Source organism: Flavobacterium sp. RHBU_24, from assembly GCF_046613695.1.
Lineage (GTDB): Bacteria > Bacteroidota > Bacteroidia > Flavobacteriales > Flavobacteriaceae > Flavobacterium.
Genome location: NZ_JBKJHD010000008.1, coordinates 20,129 through 39,060, shown reverse-complemented (window position 1 = coordinate 39,060; position 18,932 = coordinate 20,129). Strand labels below are relative to the sequence as shown.

Below are 18,932 nucleotides of genomic sequence, written 5' to 3'. Positions count from 1 at the left end.
TATATTCAGGTTTTATCCAAAAAGACACAAAGTAATGATCAGGAATTTTGCAACAGTGCTTTTAGCCATCATGGCCATAACTACAGCCGCAGCCCAGGCTGTTAACCAAAAAGATGCAAACGGTAACCGCCACGGACTCTGGAAAGGTACGTATGATAGTGGCAACCCCCGCTACGAAGGCACTTTTGAGCATGGTAAAGAAACCGGCACCTTTAAATTTTATGATGATTCTAGGTCCAATACATTAGCCGCAACGCGCGTTTTTGCTAAAGACGCCTCGTGCTATACCACATTCTTTGAGCCCACCGGTACCAAGGTTAGTGAAGGAAAGGAAGTAAACAAGCTACGCGAGGGCGAATGGCTGTATTACCATTTTAAGGCAAAAACCATAATGGCTAAAGAAACCTATAAGCAGGGCAAGATTGAGGGTGTGCGCAGGGTGTATTTCCCAAGCGGTATAGTAGCCGAAGAAACGGCTTATATGCATGGCGTTAAAGAAGGCCCGTATAAAAAATATACCGAGAAAGGCATAGTGCTTGAAGAAGCAATATATAAAAATGATAACTATGAAGGGCCTGCCATATACCGCGACAGTAAGGGGAATATCGCATCGCAGGGCGTGTATAAGGCAGGGCGTAAGAGCGGCGTATGGAAGTTTTTCGAAAACGGAAAACTAAAAGAAAAAAATATGGATATCAGCGCGCGTGACGCGGCGATTAGGGCGGTGAAAGAGAAAACAAAGAATTAATTTTTTATTGTACCTTTGCATCGAAATTTTTGAATGTATTTAAGATGAAGCGTGTAGTTGTAGGTCTTTCGGGTGGAGTAGATAGTAGCGTGGCAGCCTACCTGTTGCAGGAACAGGGGTATGAGGTTATAGGCCTTTTTATGAAAAACTGGCACGACGATACCGTTACCATATCTAACGAATGCCCGTGGCTGGAAGACAGTAATGATGCGCTGCTGGTAGCTGAAAAGCTGGGTATACCGTTCCAGACGGTAGACCTTAGCGAGGAATATAAAGAGCGTATAGTTGACTATATGTTTAACGAATATGAAAAAGGCCGCACGCCAAACCCCGATGTGCTGTGCAACCGCGAAATAAAATTTGACGTTTTTATGAAAATAGCCCTGAGCCTTGGCGCCGACTATGTTGCCACAGGCCACTATTGCCGTAAAGACACCATTATAAAAGACGGGCAGGAAGTACACCGCCTGCTTGCCGGAGTGGATGGTAACAAAGACCAGTCGTACTTTTTATGCCAGCTCTCACAGGAGCAATTGGCGAAAGCCTTATTTCCAATAGGGGAACTGACCAAGCCACAGGTACGTGAAATAGCCGCTAAAATGGAATTGGTTACGGCCGAGAAAAAAGACTCACAGGGGCTTTGCTTTATTGGCAAGGTACGCCTGCCGGAATTCCTTCAGCAGCAGTTGCAGCCTAAGGAAGGCGTTATCTATGAGGTAAATGCGGAACTTGAAACTTACAAAGCCGAAGTGCCACAGTTTACATCGGTAAAAGAGCAACTGGCATACGAAGCCGCTAACATAAACTACACGCCAGATATGGCTAAAGTGGTGGGTAAACACCAGGGCGCGCACTACTACACCATAGGCCAGCGCAAAGGCCTTAACGTGGGCGGTACTAAAGAAGCGCTGTTTATAATCGCTACCGATGTGGAGAGCAATGCCATATACACCGGGCAGGGGCACAGCCACCCGGGCTTGTTCCGTAAAGCGCTGTTTATCCAGGAAAGCGAGATACACTGGGTGCGCGAAGACCTGGCCTTAACCGATGGACAAACCATGGACGTTATGGTGCGCATACGCTACCGCCAGCCGCTGCAAAAAGCCAGGCTGCACAGGTTTGACAACGGTATGTATATATCGTTTGAGGAGCCGCAGAGCGCCATTACAGAAGGCCAGTTTGCCGCATGGCACATCGGGGATGAGCTTGTGGGTAGTGGGGTTATTTCTTAAATAAAAATTGTATATTTGTTATTATGGAATCATTTCAGATAGATATAATTAATCCTAAAGCTTTAAATCTGCTTAAAGAACTTGCAGAATTAAAACTTATTGCAATTAAGCCGGCTAACGAAAATAAATTTTTAAACGTCGTTGAAAAATTACGCAATAAAGCTTTAAAAAATGTTCCCTCAGCTGAAGAAATCGCAGCTGAAGTAGAAGCCGTAAGGTCTGAAAGGTATGCAAAATAAGTTAAGGCTTATTATTGATACTAACTTATGGATTAGCTTTCTGCTTACGAAGGATTATGCTAAGCTTGACAGACTTTTCGATACCAATACGCTAACTTTACTTTTTAGCGAAGAACTCCTGGCAGAATTTATCGAAGCTGCCCAACGACCTAAATTTACCAAATATTTTTCGACCAGAGATTTAAAAACGCTTTTAAGGGAAATTAATAATCAGGCAGAATTTATAAATGTTGTCTCTAGTGTTACACTATGTCGCGATGAAAAAGATAACTTTTTGCTTGCGTTAGCCACAGATGGAAATGCTGATTATCTTATAATAGGGGATAAAGATCTTCTTATTCTAAATAAGATTAACGACACAGAAATTTTAAGCTTTACAGATTTTTTACAAAAATAGAAAATAGCCATAAATGCTCCACAACCTCCATACCCACAATTTTACCAATAACCCTGATGTGATTGAAGTCGTAAACTGTTATCCCTATGAAGATATCAGTTCAACATATTTTTCAACGGGGATACATCCGTGGTATATTGATACTGAAAAAGTTGATGAACATTTAGCGATTATAGAACAACGCCTGCCATTGCGCAACTGCCTTGCCCTTGGCGAATGCGGGCTGGATAAGCGCATCGAAATTCCGCTTGATGTTCAGGCCGAAATTTTTGAAAAGCAATTATTATTGGCAATAAAATATCAAAAACCCGTAATTTTGCACCTTGTTGCCGCCTTTCAGGAACTTATTGAAATTAAGAACCGGCTGAATGTTAATGTTCCCATGATTGTACATGGGTTTAGCAAGAACGCACAGGTGGCAAAGCAACTGCTTGATAACGGATTTTATATCTCATTTGGCAAATACCTGTTGCGTAACCCGGAGTTGGGCGACGTTTTTGCGGGAGTACCGGACGATAGGTTTTTCCTTGAAACCGATACGATAGAGGAGGGAATAACCGAGGTATATGCGAAGGCAACGCAGGCACGAAATATTGATATACAAACGCTCACTGAAATAGTAAGCAATAACTTTAATACCGTTTTTAAAAATGGCAGTATGGCAGGAAAGAGCTGAACTTTTGTTTAAAAAAGAAGGGCTTGAAAATTTAAAGAAATCGCATGTAATGGTGGTGGGCCTTGGAGGCGTAGGATCGTTTGCGGCCGAATTCCTTGCCAGGGCAGGTGTGGGTACCATGACGATTGTAGACGGGGACACCGTGGATATTACCAACATTAACCGCCAGCTACCCGCGCTGCACAGCACAGTGGGCCAGCCTAAGGTAAAGATTGTAGGCGACAGGCTTATGGACATTAACCCGGAACTGAATCTTATACGCGTGGAGGAATTCCTTTCGCCGGAGCGGGCCTATGAGTTAGTTACCGAAGAATACGACTATGTACTGGATTGCATAGACAGCATTACGCCCAAATTAAACCTCATTATGTCGGCAAGGCGTAAAAAGGTTAAGATTATAAGTAATATGGGCGCAGGGGGCAAATTTGAGGCTTCTAAGGTGCGTGTAACCGATATTAGTAAGACCGATGTATGCCCGCTGGCCAAAACTGTGCGTAAGCGCCTGCGTAAGGAAGGCATTACAAAAGGGGTTAAAGCAGTATATTCGGTAGAAACACCGGACCAGACCAGCCTTAAAATGACCGACGGCAAGAACTTTAAGAAATCATTTTTTGGCACAAACAGCTGGATGCCTGCGTTATTTGGCCTCCATGCCGCCGAAACCGTGGTAAAGTATATCATCAAGAAAGCGTAAGATACTTCGTTAATAAATCTATAAGCCCCCGCCATCGGCGGGGGCTTATAGATTTACCTATTCCCCATCCTTGGGAGGGTTTAATCCATCGTCACCCGGTGCCAAAGGCTTTTGCGCAGCAGCTGTCTTGGGTTTTGGTGCGGTATCTGTAGTACGCTTTGGTGTAGTTGCAGTAGTTGCTTTGGGCTGTGTTTGCGTAGTTCCCTTAGCAGTTGTACCAGTTGGCTTAATTGTCGCGCCTTTAGGTTTGTTAGTGGTGCTTCCGGAGGTTGTACCGGTTTTAGGTTTAGTGCCGGTAGCGGTCTCGGTTGTAGTTTTTTGAGCCGTACCTGTAGCGGGTTTAACAGAGCCTGAAGCAGTAGGCTTTGTAACAGTAGCCGCAGTTTTAGTAGTATTTGTTCCGGTTGCCGGTTTTTGTGCTGCCGGTTTTTGAGTGGCCGTTACAGGCGTAGAACCGGTTGCCGGAGCAGCACCCTCCACCGACAGCGCTTCTATCGAAAGTTCCTGGTTGTTTACAGGAATGTAAATATCCGTTTGCCACTGCGATGGCCTCTGGGTTTGCGCGCCTGTTTTTACATAAACTTCTACATAATTCAGCGTGGTGTTTTCCACAAGCGCTTTTCCATTTATATAGCTGCCTGCTTTGCGCCAGGCTTCGGGCAGGTGCGAGTAATCTCCTTTTAGCGTGGTTTTAAGGGCAGTAAATGGCTGTAGCCGTCCTCCGGCATACTCACTGCCTTCGGCGGTATAAATTTCGTTCTTTATAGGTATGGCAAAAGTATATGAAGCTGTTTTTGCAGCTTTATTGTAATTATTGTATATAATAAACGGCGCGCCGGCCTGCTCCATTTTATTCTGTGCCGTAAAGGCAAGAAGTTTATTAAAGTTGTCAGTGGCTTTTGCGGTGATATTTTCAACACTGCCCTTTTGGGTATGGCCTATATAAAATACGCCATTTTTAGTAACAAGGCCTTCAATATCGGTAGTATAGTTACGCAATTCGGTTACTAAAAACGCCTGCAGGTTAGTAAGCCCCGCGCCCAGCGTTTTCTCAAAATCAGTAGCCACATTGCTTTGTAATAAAGACAACGCCTTTTCTTTAAAATTGCGGGTTCCGGTAAGGCGTACTTTTACATGCGTGCTGTTATTAAGGGTGTCAGTAAAAGTCCATGTAATAGTGCTTTCATGGCCATTATACATTACGGTTTGCTTAACGGAATCACTAACAAAAATCTTATCAGTCGTTATCTTGCCGGAATAATTATTTTTTTGCCACTGCATGTAGGCGCCGTTGCCGGCCGTGTTTTTAGAGAAGTTATAAGTGGCCGTAGTATCTGCCTGTGCCAGCAGGCCCAGGTTTTGCCAGTTTTTATAGTCAGTAATATAACTAAATAATACGGGTTTAGATACGTTAATTACCTTTTGCTTTTCTACGGTATACGTGCCATCCTGTGTTGCAATAAAAACAACGCCGGAAATAGAGGCCAGGATTAATAGCAGAAAAACATATTTTAAAATCTTCATTCAGCACTTTAATATGATGTAAAATTATAAATAAATATACAATGTACTATTTTCATGCCGTTTTTTATTGAAAATATAAACGTTCATATTCGGTGGGAAATTTTATAACAATCAAATGAGTTTTAGAAATTTATATTAAAAGTAAAAAATGCCCCCAGGACGGGAGCATTTTTTTTGTCCTAAACCAACTACAAAATAACTAAAATTGAATTTCAGTTCCCAATTCAGGGGTTTTGTTTGTTGTTACAAAGGTCAAATATTTTATACTACTGCAAAATACCCATTAGTGGGTATTTTATGTTAAAAATCATATTTCTTTTCTACCGAATAGCGCATCAGTTCAGATTTGCCCTGCAGGTTAAGTTTTTTAAGTATGTTTTTGCGGTGTGTATCTACCGTAGTTTTGCCAATAAACAATAGTTCAGAAATTTCCTGTGATGTTTTTCCTTCGCCTACCAGCTTAATTATTTGCTTTTCGCGCCTGCTTAGCAATACCTCATTAGCACCTGATTTTGGTTCGGATTTAATTGACTGGTCAAAAAAAGTTTCGCCCCTGTGAACGGCGCGTATTGCTTCAATAACCATTTTTAACGAAGAATTTTTGAGTATATAGCCAGATGCCCCTGCCTGCTGCATTTGTAGTATGGCCTCTTCCTGCTCAAACATACTAAAGGCAATAACCTCACACGCAGGGAATTCCTTTTTTATAATACGCGTGGCAGCAATGCCATCCATTATCGGCATGCGGATATCCGTAAGTACTACATCGGGTTTTTTTGCCCTCACAATGTCTAATAGCCGTTCGCCATTATTGGCTTCGCCTATTACTGTAAGGTCGGCTTCATAATCCACAAATGCCTTTATGCCGTCTATTAACGCCTGGTGGTCTTCAGCTATCGCTATTGTAATCATAATGGTAATTCTATTACTATGGTTGTGCCTTTATTTGGTGTGCTGTCTATTTCAAATGTGCCGTTTAGCAGCATTACTTTTTGTTTAAGCATTGTCAGGCCGGTTCCGCATGCGCAGGCTTTTTTTGGCATAAAGCCTTTGCCGTTATCTTCTACAATAATGTTTACCGTATGCCCGTGGTTAGTAAGCTGTATGGTAGCTTCGGTCGCATTGCTGTGCTTTACAATGTTAGTAGCAAGTTCCTGTACCATGCGAAAGATAGTAATTTCCAGCGAATTATTAATACGCTCTTCAAAACCGTAGCTCAGCACCTGAAAATTTACAGACTCTGTAGCCGATAATTTACCGGTTAGGTTTTTTAGCGCGGGTATCAGGCTGTTGCCGGGCAGCGTACCGGTGCTTTTATCAGATGCCAGCCGCCTTACGTTATAATAAGCTTCATCTATAATACTGTCAGTACGGTCAAAGATCTTATTCAGGTCGTCTTCGGGTATGTTGCGGCGTATTTTAAGGTTTTCAAAATTGTGCTTAAGCGTAGAGAGCATACTGCCCAGGCTGTCGTGCAGCTCGCGGGTTATCGCTACACGCTCCTGCTCCTGTACCAATATGAGGTTATCAACAGCATTAAGTTCATTTTCCTTAAATGTTTTTTCCAGCTTATACCGTTCAATATTAATTGATAAGGCCTGTATTTGCTTTTTTAAGCGGATAATTGTCACCGCAAGTACGCTGATAAGCGTCAGCGTAATTAAAATGGCCAGCGCATAAGCGGGCACTTGTAGTAAGAATAGTAGCATATTTTTTTTGTTTTGCTAATTCTCCGGGTCTAAAGATATAGCCATACAAAAATGCAAAATATGCCATTATTAAAAATACCCATATATAGGTATTTTTAATGTTACTAAATGTAAATTTAACTGGTTTGGTTTTTTGTGACGTATTTTATAACAAAAAGCATAGCGATAAACAGCAGGAAAGCTATTAGTATATAGTAGCTGTTCTTATAATACTTTTTATGCAACGGAAGGTCTTTACGGTATACATATACCATTACGGCTATAAATACTACAGTAAATAAACCTGCAAAAACCAGTTGTCCGGTGGTAAACATGTTGAAATCTTTTTTGCAAAACTACAATATAAAGCCTTATTTCGGCTTATTTTTAAAGCATTAATACAGTATAGCCATGAAAAAACAACTTGAAGCCGTTACGCTTTTCCACACATCTTTTAAGCTGGGGGTGGCAGATGCCCCGCGTGCGAGCCTGGGGGAGCATATAAACCTGCTGCGCTACAACCTGATGAAAGAAGAAAATGAAGAATACCTGGAAGCCGTGCAAAATAATGACCTTACTGAAGTTGCCGATGCACTGGGCGATATGCTTTATATATTATGTGGCACTATAATAGAGCATGGGCTGCAACATAAGATAGAAGATGTGTTTAATGAAATTCAGCGCAGTAACATGAGTAAACTGGATAGTAACGGGCTGCCCATATACAGAGAAGATGGTAAGGTAATGAAAGGGCCAAATTATTTTAAGCCAAATTTTGAGGAGATTTTGAAGTAGTGGTCAGTGTTCAGTCGCGGTAGGCAACAACATCACTCATACGGATACATTCTACAATAAAAAAAGCCCGTAAAATTTAAATTTTACGGGCTTTTCATATAGTATTCTTCACGAATCAGGTTTGCTTACTAACCACTAACCACTGACCACTGACCACTGACCAATGATTATATCTTCACCGTCCAGCCAAAGCTATCTTCGGCCAGTTTGTACTGTATATCGGTAAGCTTATCTTTAAGGAACAGCGACAACGGACTTTCCTGTTTAGGAAGTTCATAATATGTATCCTGGAAGCTAAAGCCCGAAATAGGGTTTATTACCGCTGCGGTACCCGCACCGAATATTTCCTGCAACGATCCGTTTTTCATTCCTTCAACAAGTTCTGAAACCAGTACAGGCCGCACTTCTACAGCTATCCCCAGGCTCTTGGCAAGATCTATAATACTCTTGCGGGTTACCCCATCAAGTATACGCTCGCTTGTAGGTGCGGTATATAGTGTATTGTTAATGCGGAAAAATACATTCATGGTACCGGCTTCCTCCAGTTTGGTATGTGTGGCGTCATCCGTCCATATTACCTGCTGGTAGCCCTGCTGGTTTGCAAGCCTTGTGGGGTAAAACTGTGCCGAGTAGTTTCCTGCTGCCTTAGCCGCGCCTATGCCGCCGTTTGCCGCACGGCTGTAGTGCTCTGCTATTAGTACCTTAACCTCGCCCTGGTAATATGATTTTGCCGGAGACAAGAGTATCATAAACTTGTAGTTAGCCGATGGCGCTGCTATAACGCCGGGGCTGGTAGCTATCATAAAAGGGCGTATGTAAAGTGATGTGCCTTTACCTTTTTTTACCCAGTCTTTATCAAGGTTTATAATGTGCTTAAGGCCTTCCATAAAAATTTCTTCGGGCACTTCGGGCATGGCAAGGCGCGCCGCCGACTTATTGAACCGTATAAAATTTTGGTCAGGGCGAAAAAGCCACACATCGTCCTGCTCATCTTTGTAGGCCTTCATACCTTCAAAAATAGCCTGGCCGTAATGAAACACCCTTGCAGACGGATCCATCATAATAGGTTCGTATGGCTTAATAACGGGTGTGCCCCATTCGCCATTCTTATAGTCGCAGTACAGCATGTGGTCTGTAAATACACTGCCGAATGTAAGGTTATCAAAATCAACCGAACCAATCTTAGATGTTTCAGACTTGTGTACTTCAAAAGTATAAGTTGGGTGTTCGCTCATTATTATATTGTAGTTAAAGATTAGGTCGTGCGTTATCGCAAATTTAATAAAAAATCATGTTATTGGGGATTTTGCACACCTAAAATGAAAAATAAAAAAACAAATTACTGAAACAAAGAAATATAAATAATGAATTTGGCATTTGCCTATTTCAACTTTCTGTATAAATTTGTAACACTACATGATAAATATGTTAAAAATGAATAAGATACTGTTTATTGCCGCAATAGCCTTTACTGCTACTGCCTGCAAAAAAAATGATACCGAAGTAAAAACCGGGGATACTGTTATAGAGGGCAAAGCCGATACCGTAATGATAGACACGGATACTATATCTGCCATGGATATAAAAAAAGCGGAACAACCGGGTACCCCTCAGGAGATTAAGGAGGCAACTGAAAAGGGAGAACCTGCTAAACTTATGGCAAATCCTGATGTGGCAAACCCCGCGGCGGCCGGTAAAAAAGTTAGTGTAGCTAAACCGGAAGAAAAGGCAGGCTATGCCTCCTTTGGCGATAAGATACTGGCGGATAATGCGCTTACTAAAGAGCAGATGCTTAATAAATATAAAAAGCTGAAACAGGGCGACACCCTAAATGTAAAATTTAAAACTAAAATAGCCGACGTATGCAAGAAAAAAGGCTGCTGGATGGCGCTGGAACTTCCGGGTACCGAATCTGCTTTTGTGAGGTTTAAAGATTACGGATTTTTTGTGCCGCTTAATGCAACGGGTGAAGAAGCCGTGGTAAGTGGTAAGGCTTTTGTAACCGAAACCAGTGTAGACGAATTAAAGCACTATGCTAAAGATGGCGGCAAGAGCGCTGCGGAAATTGCAAAGATTACCGCGCCTAAGGTTGAATATGGTTTCCTTGCCGACGGCGTACTGATAAGCAGGTAATGAAGAAATTTATTTTTCTTGCCACGCTGTCCATCACGCTGTTTTCTTGTAAAAATGAGGCATCAACACCTGTAACTACCATAAAAGACACCGCTAACTGCGCCAAACCAAAAGGCAAGGAATTTGAGATGTACCGGCTAAGCGAGATGGCCGCCCTTATGGAGCAGATGTATGTAGAAAATTCACAGCTTAAAGAACGGATAGAGAAAGGCGGGGCGATAGGCAAATTCCCGGAGCATATTTTAAAGATTCATACCGCGAAACTTACCGACCCTGATGATAACGATGCGTTTTTTAAAGATAATGCTGCCAAATTTATCACTGCCCAAAGGCTTATATATAGCGATACCATAAATGTAAAGCAGCATTTTAATGAAGGTGTGGATGCCTGTATTACCTGCCATAAAGGCAAGTGTGGCGGCCCGATAGCGCGGATAAAAAAACTTTACATTAAGTAATTTTGAAAAGAGAAATAATAGTTACCGATGATGGCTCTGTAACCATCTACCTGCCTGAAATGCAGGAAACGTACCATTCTAAGTTTGGCGCCATACAGGAAGCTAACCATGTGTTTATGCAAAACGGGCTCGCCTTAACTAAAGGGCAGCCCGTTGCTGTTTTAGAAATAGGATTTGGCACAGGGCTTAACGCGTTTATAACGCTGCTTGAGGCCATAAAATCGGGTCAGATAATAGATTATACCGGAGTGGAGGCTTATCCTGTAGAACCGGATGAATACGTTAAACTTAATTATGCCCAAGAGCTGGGCGATGGCGAGCATACAGGCATTTTTAACCGTATGCACAGCGCGGAGTGGGAAGTAGTAATACAACTCACAAATAACGTTACTTTAACTAAGCAGCAAAAATTTTTTCATGACATTTGCGACGTTGAAAAATACAACCTGATTTACTTTGATGCCTTTGGCTACCCGTCGCAGCCGGAATTGTGGAGCGAGGAACTTTTTGCAAAGATGTATGCCGCTTTAAAACCCGGAGGCATTTTAGTAACTTATGCATGCAGAACAGTTATTCGCAATGCTATGAAAACAGCGGGGTTTATAACTGAAAAGCTTCCCGGCCCGCCGGGGAAAAGGGAAATGCTAAGGGCGATGAAAAAGTAGTTTTTGTTATAATAATCTATATTTTAAATTTTTAATTGTAGAAAATTACCAACTATTTCGTTTTCGTGAAATATTTTTCATAATTTTGCGTTCATGTTCTTTATCACCTAACCTCAATATTATATATAGTATGCCTGCATCCATGTTTAGTTACACAAAAACAGTGTTAGAAAGCGTAAGCTTTGACGCATCACTTTTTTGTAAGGAAGTAGAAAAAGCGTTGAAAATGTTATTGCCTTATGAAGTGGAACAGCTTATAGAATGGCTGCACAGCTTTACGGTATCCAGGCCTGAATTGCAGGTTTGCCTTACATCTGTAGACAAACAGTAAGTTTAACCATATAAAACAAAAACGGTTACCCTGAAAAGGTAACCGTTTTTGTTTTATATTAAAAGGTAGTTTATGTTACCTGTCCGCGCCCTGGCGCTCTACCATCCATTGCGGGTATTCTTTTGCCAGTGCGCTTACCGAATCAATTTTTGCCAGATCCTGTGCAGAGAGGTCAAATGAAACAGATTTAAGGTTATCTTCTAACTGTGTTATGTTCTTAGCGCCTATAATAGTGCTGGTAATTCCCGGCTGCTGCCTCACCCACGCAAGCGCTATCTGTGCCGCAGATACATTGTAGGTTTTAGCTAATTCAGTAGTTACGTCAATAATATCATAAGCCTTATCCTTATTTACCGGAGGAAAGTCAAAAGTATCCCTGCGCCCCCCTGTCTTTTCGGTTTCACGTGTGTATTTTCCAGAGAGGAAGCCCCCTGCAAGCGGGCTCCACGGCATAATGCCCAGGTTCTGGTCCTGTGCAAAAGGCATTATTTCGCGCTCTATATCGCGGCCTGCAAGCGAATAATAATATTGTAACCCTATAAATTTATTCCAGCCGTTCATTTCGGCTATGCCGTGGGCCTTCATAACCATCCAGGCCGGCCAGTTGCATACCGCTATATAACGCACCTTTCCTGAAAGCACAATATCGTTAAGCGCGCGCATGGTTTCTGCTACCGGCGTGCGTTTGTCTACGCCATGAACATACAGGATGTCAATATGGCTTAGCTGCAGCCTTGCAAGGCTTTCTTCAACCGAATTGAATATGTGGTAGCGGCTAAGGCCTATGCTATTCGGTTTTTCGTCCATACGCCCCCGCACTTTTGTAGCTATAACGAGTTCATTGCGGTTAGCGCCAATGTCTTTAAGGCTTTGGCCCAGCAGGGTTTCACTTTCGCCATAAGAATATACATTTGCGGTATCTATAAAGTTAATGCCTGATTGTATAACGGTTTTCATCAGTTCGTTAACTTCGTCCTGTTGTGTGCGGCCTATATTTTCCCAAATACCCCTGCCGCCAAAAGTCATGGTGCCAAAACATAGCTCTGACACAAGCAGCCCTGTATTGCCTAAATAATTGTATTTCATTTTAAAGGTGAATTTTATTGTACAAAATTATCAGAAAGAAATTAAATGCCGCCTACGCTAATCAAACCATTATTTGCTAAATTCAAATAACCTGTAGCTACAGCGAATTGCTAAAGGTTTCGTCCAGCAGGTTAGTAAAGGCGTTTTTAATGGTACCGTCGCCATTAAGTATAATGGTTCGGTTAATTTTTGTCAAAACCCATTCCTGCCTTAGCTGTTCAAAGTCTGTGGCGCGCAAATGCCCTGCGTTGACTGCTCCATGCAGGGGCAGGTTTTTTTTCCACTCTGTATCATTATCTACATTTATGGCTATAAATGCCACGTCAGGATGCTGTTTTTTTAATTGTGCAACCCGGTTATATACCTTTCTAACCTGTACATGTGCACAGCTTGTCCAAAAAAAGATTACCGTTTTCTTATCAATGTCTGTAGCGATGTTAAAAGGTTTGCCATTTAAATCTTCAAGGCCAATATCCGGCAATTTACTTCCGGGATTAAGCTTTTTTATAGCAGCGCTTATCTGCTTTATTTCGTTTTCATTACTGTCATCAGTAGAAAGCTCGTCATAGCGCTGCAAAAATCTCTGGTTGTTTGCAATGTTCTGGTCTTCCAGGAGATAAGCAAAGGCAATATTGTTAAGTGCCTGATTTTTAACATCCTGGTTTTTAAATAACGAATCTGCCACATTAAGCCTGTTAATGTTGTACTGTAGCGTGTTTTCTTTTACAATGCCATGTTTTTTGGTTTTGCTAAACGCAAGGTTGTTTATAAGTCCGTTACTATAGCGTATAAACGGCGAAAAATTGGCCAGCCGTGCGTCGTTAAAATCAATTCCCTTGCGGAATTCATAATAATCCTTTGGCAACTCCGGCCGTATATCTTTTCCTGTTCGTCGTGCGTGTATATAAGGATAATATTCTTTTTTTGTATAATAATTAAGGTTAAGCCTGTTCAACGCAAAAAAATCAAACTCATCGCTCCACGCTATGTCATCTTTATTTTTTTCATAAAAGGTTTTCCTCAATTTGTATAACGAGTCGATGGTTTTAATAAATCCCTTACAATCATTGGCATATAAAGCATAGGAATTTTTTCTGTCAGTATCGCTAAGCAGGTACTGCTCCATCAAAAAATTATTTTTCCTGTCTCCGCGGCCGCTAAATACTATCGATTCGTCAAACTTGCCGGCATCAATGGCTACAGTAAGGCTGTCATTTTTCTCAAAGTATACAAACTGGTAATCAGGCTCATGCTTAAAGGTGTAAAGGCCGGGAGCAAGCGAATCGAATTTTACAAAAAAACGATTATTTTTGTCGAGTTTTATGGTATCTATTATAGTATTACCGTTACTAAACAGCAGGTAGGGCAGGCGCGGGTTTTTAACCTGGCCGGCAAAGTAAGCGGTATAGTTATCATTACCCCCGCAGGAAGAAAGAATAACAAGTAGTGTGAGTAGTAAGGTAAACTTGTAGAATTTATACATTCCTGATTTGCTAATTATGCAACATGCAAAAATATTTGTAATCTTTTGGTAACGTTGTTAAAGCATAGTTAAATTACGCATAACGTATGTTGTGCGGGCAGGGGTGGCACAGGCAGTTATTTTTTTATATTTTTGCAAAAATTTTTTATACATGCTATCAGTTTCAAACCTGTCGGTACAGTTCGGCAAAAGAATATTGTTTGACGAAGTAAACACCACCTTTACACAAGGCAACTGCTACGGCATTATTGGCGCTAACGGAGCCGGTAAGTCTACATTCCTTAAAATACTTGCGGGAGAAATAGACCCAACATCTGGTCACGTGCACCTGGAGCCGGGCAAGCGTATGAGCGTGCTGAACCAGAACCACAATATGTTTGACGAGCAAACTGTGCTTGAAACGGTAATGATGGGCAACAAAACCCTGTATGCCGTTAAAAAGGAGATGGATGAAATATACCTGAAGCCTGATTTTAGCGATAAAGACAGCGAGCGCGTAGGGGAGTTACAGGTAATTTTTGAGGAAATGAATGGCTGGAATGCTGATTCTGATGCTGCTACATTGCTGTCTAACTTAGGAATAGGCGACGAGCACCACTATACTCTTATGGGAGATATGGACGGTAAGCTTAAGCTGCGTGTGCTATTGGCACAGGCGCTTTTTGGCAACCCGGACGTGCTGATAATGGATGAGCCTACCAATGACCTTGACTTTGAAACCATTGCCTGGCTGGAGAACTTCCTGGCAAATTATGATAATACCGTTATAGTAGTATCGCACGACAGGCACTTCCTGGATGCCGTATGTACACATATTTCAGATATTGACTTTGGTAAAATAAACCAGTATTCGGGTACCTACACTTTCTGGTATGAGTCGAGCCAGCTTGCCGCCCGTCAGCGTGCGCAGCAGAATAAAAAAGCTGAGGAAAAAAAGAAAGAGCTTCAGGAGTTTATTATGCGCTTTAGCGCAAACGTTGCTAAAAGTAAGCAGGCTACCAGCCGTAAAAAAATGCTTGAAAAGCTTAAAGTTGACGATATCAAGCCATCAAGCCGCCGTTACCCCGCCATTATTTTTGAACAGGAGCGCGAGGCCGGCGACCAGATACTTAACGTAAAAGACCTTTCGGCATCGGTAGAGGGCGAAGTGCTGTTTAAAGATGTAGACCTCAATATGGCTAAAGGCGACAAAATCGTTGTTTTTAGTAAAGACAGCCGTGCTACAACTGCGTTTTATGAGATACTGAACGGTAACATGACAGCCGACAGCGGTACTTTTGAGTGGGGTATAACTACCAACCAAAGTTACCTACCGGCAGATAACCACGCGTTTTTTGAAAATGACTTAACATTAGTTGACTGGCTGCGCCAGTGGGCTAAGACCGAAGAAGAGCGCGATGAGGTGTATGTGCGTGGCTTTTTGGGCAAGATGATATTTAGCGGCGAGGAAGCCCTTAAAACCGGCCGTGTACTGTCGGGTGGTGAAAAGGTGCGCTGTATGCTAAGCCGCATGATGATGCTCCGTGCAAACGTGCTGATGCTTGATGAGCCTACAAACCACCTTGACCTTGAGAGTATTACCGCGTTTAACAACTCGCTTAAAAACTTTAAGGGCTCGGTACTGTTTACTACGCATGACCACGAATTTGCGCAAACCGTTGCAAACCGGGTAATAGAAATTACACCTAAAGGTGTTATAGACCGCTATATGACCTTTGACGATTACCTTGACGACCCTAAAGTACAGGAATTGAGGAAGAAAATGTATTCTTAGTAAAGCTTCTGAGCTTCTGAGCAGCTAAGCTACTGAGCGGCTTAGCTGCTTAGCGACTAAGAAGCTAAGATGCTGAATAAAAAACTCCCGTAAGTTTAAGGCTTACGGGAGTTTTTTATTCATATAAATTAAGCCTGCTGCGCAATGTGTTTAGCTCTGTCTGCAGGCTGCCTATTTTATCCAGCAGGTGTACCGCTACCGCCAGAGCTTCGCTATCCAGCTTAAAATCGTTGTGCAGTCGTATCAGTTTTTCTAAATGGGGCAGGTGGCTCACGGCGATATAGGCTACATTTTCATGTGTTATAATCTCCACAACCTGTAATTCATACAGCGCGTTTATAAATGATGCTTCCACATGGTAATGGATGCTAAACGTATCTAAGGGTATAAGTTCGGTATTTTCCATGCTTAGTCTTTTTTGGCAATTGCTGCCAGTTCGGTAAACAGTTCTTTCTCTTTATCTGTTAGTTTTTCAGGTATCAGCACCTGGTAGGTTACATACAGGTTGCCAAATTCTCCTTCTTTTTTATATATGGGAAAGCCCTTTCCTTTCAGCCGCACTTTTGTGCCATTCTGGGTACCTGGGGCAACATTTAGTTTAATTTTACCGGCCATTGTGTCTACAAAAATCTCTCCGCCCAGTATCGCGGTATAAAGGTCAAGCTCTTTGGTTGTATAGAGGTCGTCTCCGGTTCGTTTAAAGCCGGCCGTGTTGGCAACATTAAATGTAATATATAAGTCGCCGTCAGGCCCGCCGTTTGTACCGGGGGCGCCCTGCCCACCCAGTTTTATGGTTTGCCCGTCGCCTATACCTGCCGGTACTGTAATGCGCAGGCTTTTTCCGTTTACAGTAAAAGTTTGTTTGTGCGTAGTGTAAGCCTCATCAAGGGTAAGGTTAACTTCAGCGTTATAATCCTGGCCTTTGTATCCTGCCCGGCTGCGTGAATTGCCTCCTTGCCGCCCGCCGAACATCGACCCGAAAAAATCAGAAAAATCTCCTCCGCTAAAGTCATTGCCAAAGCCTTCAAATCCGCCACTGCCTCCTGAGTAAGCACGTTGCTGGTTTTGCTGCTGCTGGTATTTTTCATACTCTTCGCCACGCTCCCAGTCCTTACCGTAGCGGTCATATTTTGCCCTTTTTTCGGGGTCGCTCAATACGGCGTTAGCCTCATTTAGCTGCTGGAATTTTTGGTTGGCCTCCTTATCGTCAGGGTTCAGGTCGGGGTGCAGCTTGCGGGCCAGTTTTTTATAGGCCTTTTTTATATCTTCCGGAGCGGCTGTCTTATCAAGCCCCATCACTTTATAGTAATCTGTAAACGCCATGTTGATGTGTTGTTTTGTAACATAAATTTACAACTATTCCTTACTAAAAGAAATGATGATTATGATGCTTAATACATTTTAGAAATAATTTAACGCAAAAAATCCCGTAGCGGTTAACCGTACGGGATTTGGTATGTATAATAAAAAGTTATTCTTCGCCTTCTACTTTATAGCCGCCTATCATCAATATATCATAAAGTCCAAATACAATCATCTATATCGTAACAATCAGCAGGTAAAACTTTGCAGTTATAGAAGCAATCAGTACGAAAGAAAATCCGATAAGTAAGGATAACCCACCTGCAAAGGTGCGTGTCAGATAAGGAAGCTTATCGCGTTTAATTTCATGGAATAGTAATGCCGCCTCCATTAAAAAATAAGCAATGCTAATACATACTATTAAAACATAATGCTCATAATATGAAGCAAAGGCCAGTCGACTTTACACAGCCAAATGGCAATTACAATTAAAATGATGCCACGTGTTACTATCCAGAATGGTGCGGTTTGTTCGAAAAAGTTCCTCATCCCGGGATTTTATTTAAAGTAAGAAAAACTTTCTTCATTCTCTAAATTCAGCAACGTTTCATAAATTAATTTAATTACGTTTTCAACATCATCCCTGTGCACCATCTCTACTGTGGTGTGCATATAGCGCAATGGCAGTGATATAAGTGCCGAGGCCACACCGCCGTTACTGTAAGCAAAAGCGTCGGTATCGGTACCCGTTACACGGCTCGATGCCAGGCGCTGGAAAGGGATTTCGTTTTTATGTGCAGTATCCAGTATAAGTTCGCGCAGGTTGTTTTGTACTGCAGGGGCATAGGTAATAACCGGGCCTTTGCCTATCTGGGTTTCGCCCTCAATACGTTTGTCTATCATAGGTGTCGTACTGTCGTGGCACACATCGGTAATAATGGCAACATTAGGGCGAAGTGTTTTAGTAATCATTTCGGCACCCCTTAAGCCCACCTCTTCCTGTACAGAATTTGTTATATATAAGCCAAACGGTAATTTTTTGCCATTTTCCTTAAGCAGTCGGGCTACTTCGGCAATCATAAAGCCGCCTATGCGGTTGTCTATGGCGCGGCAAACGAATTTATTTTCGTTAAGCACCATAAAATCATCAGGGTAGGTAATAACACAACCCACGTGCACTCCCAGTTTTTCTACCTCTTCTTTGGTAGAACATCCCAGGTCTATAAATATGGTCTCTATTTTTGCAGGCTCCTCTTTACTGCGGTTGCGGGTGTGTATGGCCGGCCATCCAAAAACACCTTTTACAATGCCGTTTTTAGTATGTATGTTTACACGCTTACTGGGCGCTATCATGTGGTCGCTGCCGCCGTTGCGTATAACGTATATCAAACCGTTATCGGTAATGTAGTTTACATACCATGAAATTTCGTCGCTGTGGCCTTCTATCACCACTTTGTAAGGGGCATCGGGGTTAATAACACCTACCGCTGTGCCGTAGGTATCTGTAATAAAGGTATCAACATAGGGTTTAAGATATTCCATCCATATTTTCTGGCCCTCGCTTTCGTAGCCGGTAGGAGACGGGTTGTTTAAGTATTGCTCTAAAAATGCCATTGAAGCATCGTTTAGTATGGTTTTTGAAGACATAAATTTAATTTTTGGCTAAAATATAAATAACATAGCAGAGTTATAGAATTATATATACAT

General features: G+C 42.2%; 22 protein-coding genes. 12 read left to right on the top strand and 10 right to left on the bottom strand.

The window, feature by feature from the left end; all coding sequences use genetic code 11:
* Positions 1 to 34: 34 nt before the first annotated feature.
* The 6 genes from ACLI09_RS09705 to ACLI09_RS09680 are packed head-to-tail and all read left to right on the top strand — an operon-like array spanning position 35 to position 3,986.
* Complete coding sequence (locus ACLI09_RS09705; protein WP_411419418.1) at positions 35 to 748, top strand: hypothetical protein; 714 nt, start codon at positions 35 to 37, stop codon at positions 746 to 748.
* A 44-nt stretch (positions 749 to 792) separates the two neighbouring features.
* Entirely contained in the window at positions 793 to 1,980 is a 1,188-nt protein-coding gene (mnmA, locus tag ACLI09_RS09700) for a tRNA 2-thiouridine(34) synthase MnmA (protein ID WP_411419417.1), read from the top strand.
* Positions 1,981 to 2,003: 23 nt separating this feature from the next.
* Positions 2,004 to 2,219 carry a hypothetical protein gene (locus tag ACLI09_RS09695; RefSeq protein ID WP_411419416.1) on the top strand — a complete coding sequence of 72 codons (216 nt, stop codon included), beginning with the start codon at positions 2,004 to 2,006 and terminating at the stop codon, positions 2,217 to 2,219.
* Complete coding sequence (locus ACLI09_RS09690; protein WP_411419415.1) at positions 2,209 to 2,616, top strand: putative toxin-antitoxin system toxin component, PIN family; 408 nt, start codon at positions 2,209 to 2,211, stop codon at positions 2,614 to 2,616. Before ACLI09_RS09695 ends, ACLI09_RS09690 begins: the two co-directional genes overlap by 11 nt.
* Before the next feature lie 13 nt (positions 2,617 to 2,629).
* Positions 2,630 to 3,292: a TatD family hydrolase gene (locus ACLI09_RS09685; RefSeq protein WP_411419414.1), complete on the top strand. Its 663-nt coding sequence runs from the start codon at positions 2,630 to 2,632 to the stop codon at positions 3,290 to 3,292.
* On the top strand, positions 3,267 to 3,986 hold the full coding sequence (locus tag ACLI09_RS09680) for a ThiF family adenylyltransferase (protein WP_411419413.1): 720 nt from the start codon (positions 3,267 to 3,269) through the stop codon (positions 3,984 to 3,986). The genes ACLI09_RS09685 and ACLI09_RS09680 overlap by 26 nt, the downstream gene beginning before the upstream one ends.
* A gap of 57 nt (positions 3,987 to 4,043) precedes the next feature.
* Here the strand turns inward: ACLI09_RS09680 and ACLI09_RS09675 are convergent, their stop codons facing one another.
* The 4 genes from ACLI09_RS09675 to ACLI09_RS09660 form a co-directional block, all read right to left on the bottom strand.
* On the bottom strand, positions 4,044 to 5,510 hold the full coding sequence (locus tag ACLI09_RS09675) for a GyrI-like domain-containing protein (protein ID WP_411419412.1): 1,467 nt from the start codon (positions 5,508 to 5,510) through the stop codon (positions 4,044 to 4,046).
* Between the two features lie 300 nt (positions 5,511 to 5,810).
* On the bottom strand, positions 5,811 to 6,422 hold the full coding sequence (locus ACLI09_RS09670) for a response regulator (protein ID WP_411419411.1): 612 nt from the start codon (positions 6,420 to 6,422) through the stop codon (positions 5,811 to 5,813).
* Positions 6,419 to 7,219 (bottom strand): sensor histidine kinase, encoded by an 801-nt coding sequence (locus tag ACLI09_RS09665; RefSeq protein ID WP_411419410.1) that lies wholly within the window; start codon positions 7,217 to 7,219, stop codon positions 6,419 to 6,421. Before ACLI09_RS09665 ends, ACLI09_RS09670 begins: the two co-directional genes overlap by 4 nt.
* Before the next feature lie 116 nt (positions 7,220 to 7,335).
* Positions 7,336 to 7,533 (bottom strand): hypothetical protein, encoded by a 198-nt coding sequence (locus tag ACLI09_RS09660; protein WP_411419409.1) that lies wholly within the window; start codon positions 7,531 to 7,533, stop codon positions 7,336 to 7,338.
* Positions 7,534 to 7,609: 76 nt separating this feature from the next.
* Here ACLI09_RS09660 and ACLI09_RS09655 point away from each other — a divergent pair, with 76 nt between their 5' ends.
* Positions 7,610 to 7,993, top strand: a complete 384-nt coding sequence (locus tag ACLI09_RS09655; RefSeq protein WP_411419408.1) for a MazG nucleotide pyrophosphohydrolase domain-containing protein — start codon at positions 7,610 to 7,612, stop codon at positions 7,991 to 7,993.
* A 167-nt stretch (positions 7,994 to 8,160) separates the two neighbouring features.
* Here the strand turns inward: ACLI09_RS09655 and ACLI09_RS09650 are convergent, their stop codons facing one another.
* Positions 8,161 to 9,228 carry a branched-chain amino acid aminotransferase gene (locus ACLI09_RS09650; RefSeq protein ID WP_411419407.1) on the bottom strand — a complete coding sequence of 356 codons (1,068 nt, stop codon included), beginning with the start codon at positions 9,226 to 9,228 and terminating at the stop codon, positions 8,161 to 8,163.
* A 199-nt stretch (positions 9,229 to 9,427) separates the two neighbouring features.
* On the opposite strand from ACLI09_RS09650, the gene ACLI09_RS09645 reads away from it, so the two are divergent.
* From ACLI09_RS09645 to ACLI09_RS09630, 4 genes are all read left to right on the top strand, one after another.
* Positions 9,428 to 10,126, top strand: a complete 699-nt coding sequence (locus tag ACLI09_RS09645; protein ID WP_411419406.1) for a DUF4920 domain-containing protein — start codon at positions 9,428 to 9,430, stop codon at positions 10,124 to 10,126.
* A complete protein-coding gene (locus ACLI09_RS09640) occupies positions 10,126 to 10,584 on the top strand; it encodes a hypothetical protein (RefSeq protein WP_411419405.1) in 459 nt (152 codons plus the stop codon). The genes ACLI09_RS09645 and ACLI09_RS09640 overlap by 1 nt, the downstream gene beginning before the upstream one ends.
* Before the next feature lie 2 nt (positions 10,585 to 10,586).
* Positions 10,587 to 11,249 carry a tRNA (5-methylaminomethyl-2-thiouridine)(34)-methyltransferase MnmD gene (gene mnmD / locus ACLI09_RS09635; RefSeq protein WP_411419404.1) on the top strand — a complete coding sequence of 221 codons (663 nt, stop codon included), beginning with the start codon at positions 10,587 to 10,589 and terminating at the stop codon, positions 11,247 to 11,249.
* Between the two features lie 130 nt (positions 11,250 to 11,379).
* On the top strand, positions 11,380 to 11,580 hold the full coding sequence (locus ACLI09_RS09630; protein WP_411419403.1) for a hypothetical protein: 201 nt from the start codon (positions 11,380 to 11,382) through the stop codon (positions 11,578 to 11,580).
* 75 nt (positions 11,581 to 11,655) lie between these two features.
* Here the strand turns inward: ACLI09_RS09630 and ACLI09_RS09625 are convergent, their stop codons facing one another.
* Together ACLI09_RS09625 and ACLI09_RS09620 are read right to left on the bottom strand one after the other, a co-directional pair.
* A complete protein-coding gene (locus tag ACLI09_RS09625; protein ID WP_411419402.1) occupies positions 11,656 to 12,666 on the bottom strand; it encodes an aldo/keto reductase in 1,011 nt (336 codons plus the stop codon).
* Positions 12,667 to 12,763: 97 nt separating this feature from the next.
* The gene (locus ACLI09_RS09620; protein WP_411419401.1) at positions 12,764 to 14,149 is read right to left on the bottom strand and encodes a TlpA family protein disulfide reductase; all 1,386 of its coding nucleotides are present in this window, start codon (positions 14,147 to 14,149) and stop codon (positions 12,764 to 12,766) included.
* Between the two features lie 151 nt (positions 14,150 to 14,300).
* Here ACLI09_RS09620 and ACLI09_RS09615 point away from each other — a divergent pair, with 151 nt between their 5' ends.
* Positions 14,301 to 15,923, top strand: coding sequence for an ABC-F family ATP-binding cassette domain-containing protein (locus ACLI09_RS09615; protein WP_411419400.1), 1,623 nt, complete (start codon positions 14,301 to 14,303; stop codon positions 15,921 to 15,923).
* A 115-nt stretch (positions 15,924 to 16,038) separates the two neighbouring features.
* On the opposite strand, the gene ACLI09_RS09610 is transcribed toward ACLI09_RS09615, so the two are convergent.
* From ACLI09_RS09610 to ACLI09_RS09600, 3 genes are all read right to left on the bottom strand, one after another.
* On the bottom strand, positions 16,039 to 16,329 hold the full coding sequence (locus tag ACLI09_RS09610) for a chaperone modulator CbpM (RefSeq protein WP_411419399.1): 291 nt from the start codon (positions 16,327 to 16,329) through the stop codon (positions 16,039 to 16,041).
* Positions 16,330 to 16,331: 2 nt separating this feature from the next.
* Positions 16,332 to 17,246 carry a DnaJ C-terminal domain-containing protein gene (locus tag ACLI09_RS09605; protein WP_411419398.1) on the bottom strand — a complete coding sequence of 305 codons (915 nt, stop codon included), beginning with the start codon at positions 17,244 to 17,246 and terminating at the stop codon, positions 16,332 to 16,334.
* Positions 17,247 to 17,783: 537 nt separating this feature from the next.
* On the bottom strand, positions 17,784 to 18,872 hold the full coding sequence (locus tag ACLI09_RS09600) for a M42 family metallopeptidase (protein ID WP_411419397.1): 1,089 nt from the start codon (positions 18,870 to 18,872) through the stop codon (positions 17,784 to 17,786).
* Positions 18,873 to 18,932: the final 60 nt, after the last annotated feature.

Bases quoted from the DNA above. Each gene is read 5' to 3' on its own strand.
- ACLI09_RS09705 (WP_411419418.1), top strand. From the start codon at position 35: ATGATCAGGAATTTTGCAACAGTGCTTTTAGCCATCATGGCCATAACT.
- mnmA (WP_411419417.1), top strand. From the start codon at position 793: ATGAAGCGTGTAGTTGTAGGTCTTTCGGGTGGAGTAGATAGTAGCGTG.
- ACLI09_RS09695 (WP_411419416.1), top strand. From the start codon at position 2,004: ATGGAATCATTTCAGATAGATATAATTAATCCTAAAGCTTTAAATCTG.
- ACLI09_RS09690 (WP_411419415.1), top strand. From the start codon at position 2,209: ATGCAAAATAAGTTAAGGCTTATTATTGATACTAACTTATGGATTAGC.
- ACLI09_RS09685 (WP_411419414.1), top strand. From the start codon at position 2,630: ATGCTCCACAACCTCCATACCCACAATTTTACCAATAACCCTGATGTG.
- ACLI09_RS09680 (WP_411419413.1), top strand. From the start codon at position 3,267: ATGGCAGTATGGCAGGAAAGAGCTGAACTTTTGTTTAAAAAAGAAGGG.
- ACLI09_RS09675 (WP_411419412.1), bottom strand. From the start codon at position 5,510: ATGAAGATTTTAAAATATGTTTTTCTGCTATTAATCCTGGCCTCTATT.
- ACLI09_RS09670 (WP_411419411.1), bottom strand. From the start codon at position 6,422: ATGATTACAATAGCGATAGCTGAAGACCACCAGGCGTTAATAGACGGC.
- ACLI09_RS09665 (WP_411419410.1), bottom strand. From the start codon at position 7,219: ATGCTACTATTCTTACTACAAGTGCCCGCTTATGCGCTGGCCATTTTA.
- ACLI09_RS09660 (WP_411419409.1), bottom strand. From the start codon at position 7,533: ATGTTTACCACCGGACAACTGGTTTTTGCAGGTTTATTTACTGTAGTA.
- ACLI09_RS09655 (WP_411419408.1), top strand. From the start codon at position 7,610: ATGAAAAAACAACTTGAAGCCGTTACGCTTTTCCACACATCTTTTAAG.
- ACLI09_RS09650 (WP_411419407.1), bottom strand. From the start codon at position 9,228: ATGAGCGAACACCCAACTTATACTTTTGAAGTACACAAGTCTGAAACA.
- ACLI09_RS09645 (WP_411419406.1), top strand. From the start codon at position 9,428: ATGAATAAGATACTGTTTATTGCCGCAATAGCCTTTACTGCTACTGCC.
- ACLI09_RS09640 (WP_411419405.1), top strand. From the start codon at position 10,126: ATGAAGAAATTTATTTTTCTTGCCACGCTGTCCATCACGCTGTTTTCT.
- ACLI09_RS09630 (WP_411419403.1), top strand. From the start codon at position 11,380: ATGCCTGCATCCATGTTTAGTTACACAAAAACAGTGTTAGAAAGCGTA.
- ACLI09_RS09625 (WP_411419402.1), bottom strand. From the start codon at position 12,666: ATGAAATACAATTATTTAGGCAATACAGGGCTGCTTGTGTCAGAGCTA.
- ACLI09_RS09620 (WP_411419401.1), bottom strand. From the start codon at position 14,149: ATGTATAAATTCTACAAGTTTACCTTACTACTCACACTACTTGTTATT.
- ACLI09_RS09615 (WP_411419400.1), top strand. From the start codon at position 14,301: ATGCTATCAGTTTCAAACCTGTCGGTACAGTTCGGCAAAAGAATATTG.
- ACLI09_RS09610 (WP_411419399.1), bottom strand. From the start codon at position 16,329: ATGGAAAATACCGAACTTATACCCTTAGATACGTTTAGCATCCATTAC.
- ACLI09_RS09605 (WP_411419398.1), bottom strand. From the start codon at position 17,246: ATGGCGTTTACAGATTACTATAAAGTGATGGGGCTTGATAAGACAGCC.
- ACLI09_RS09600 (WP_411419397.1), bottom strand. From the start codon at position 18,872: ATGTCTTCAAAAACCATACTAAACGATGCTTCAATGGCATTTTTAGAG.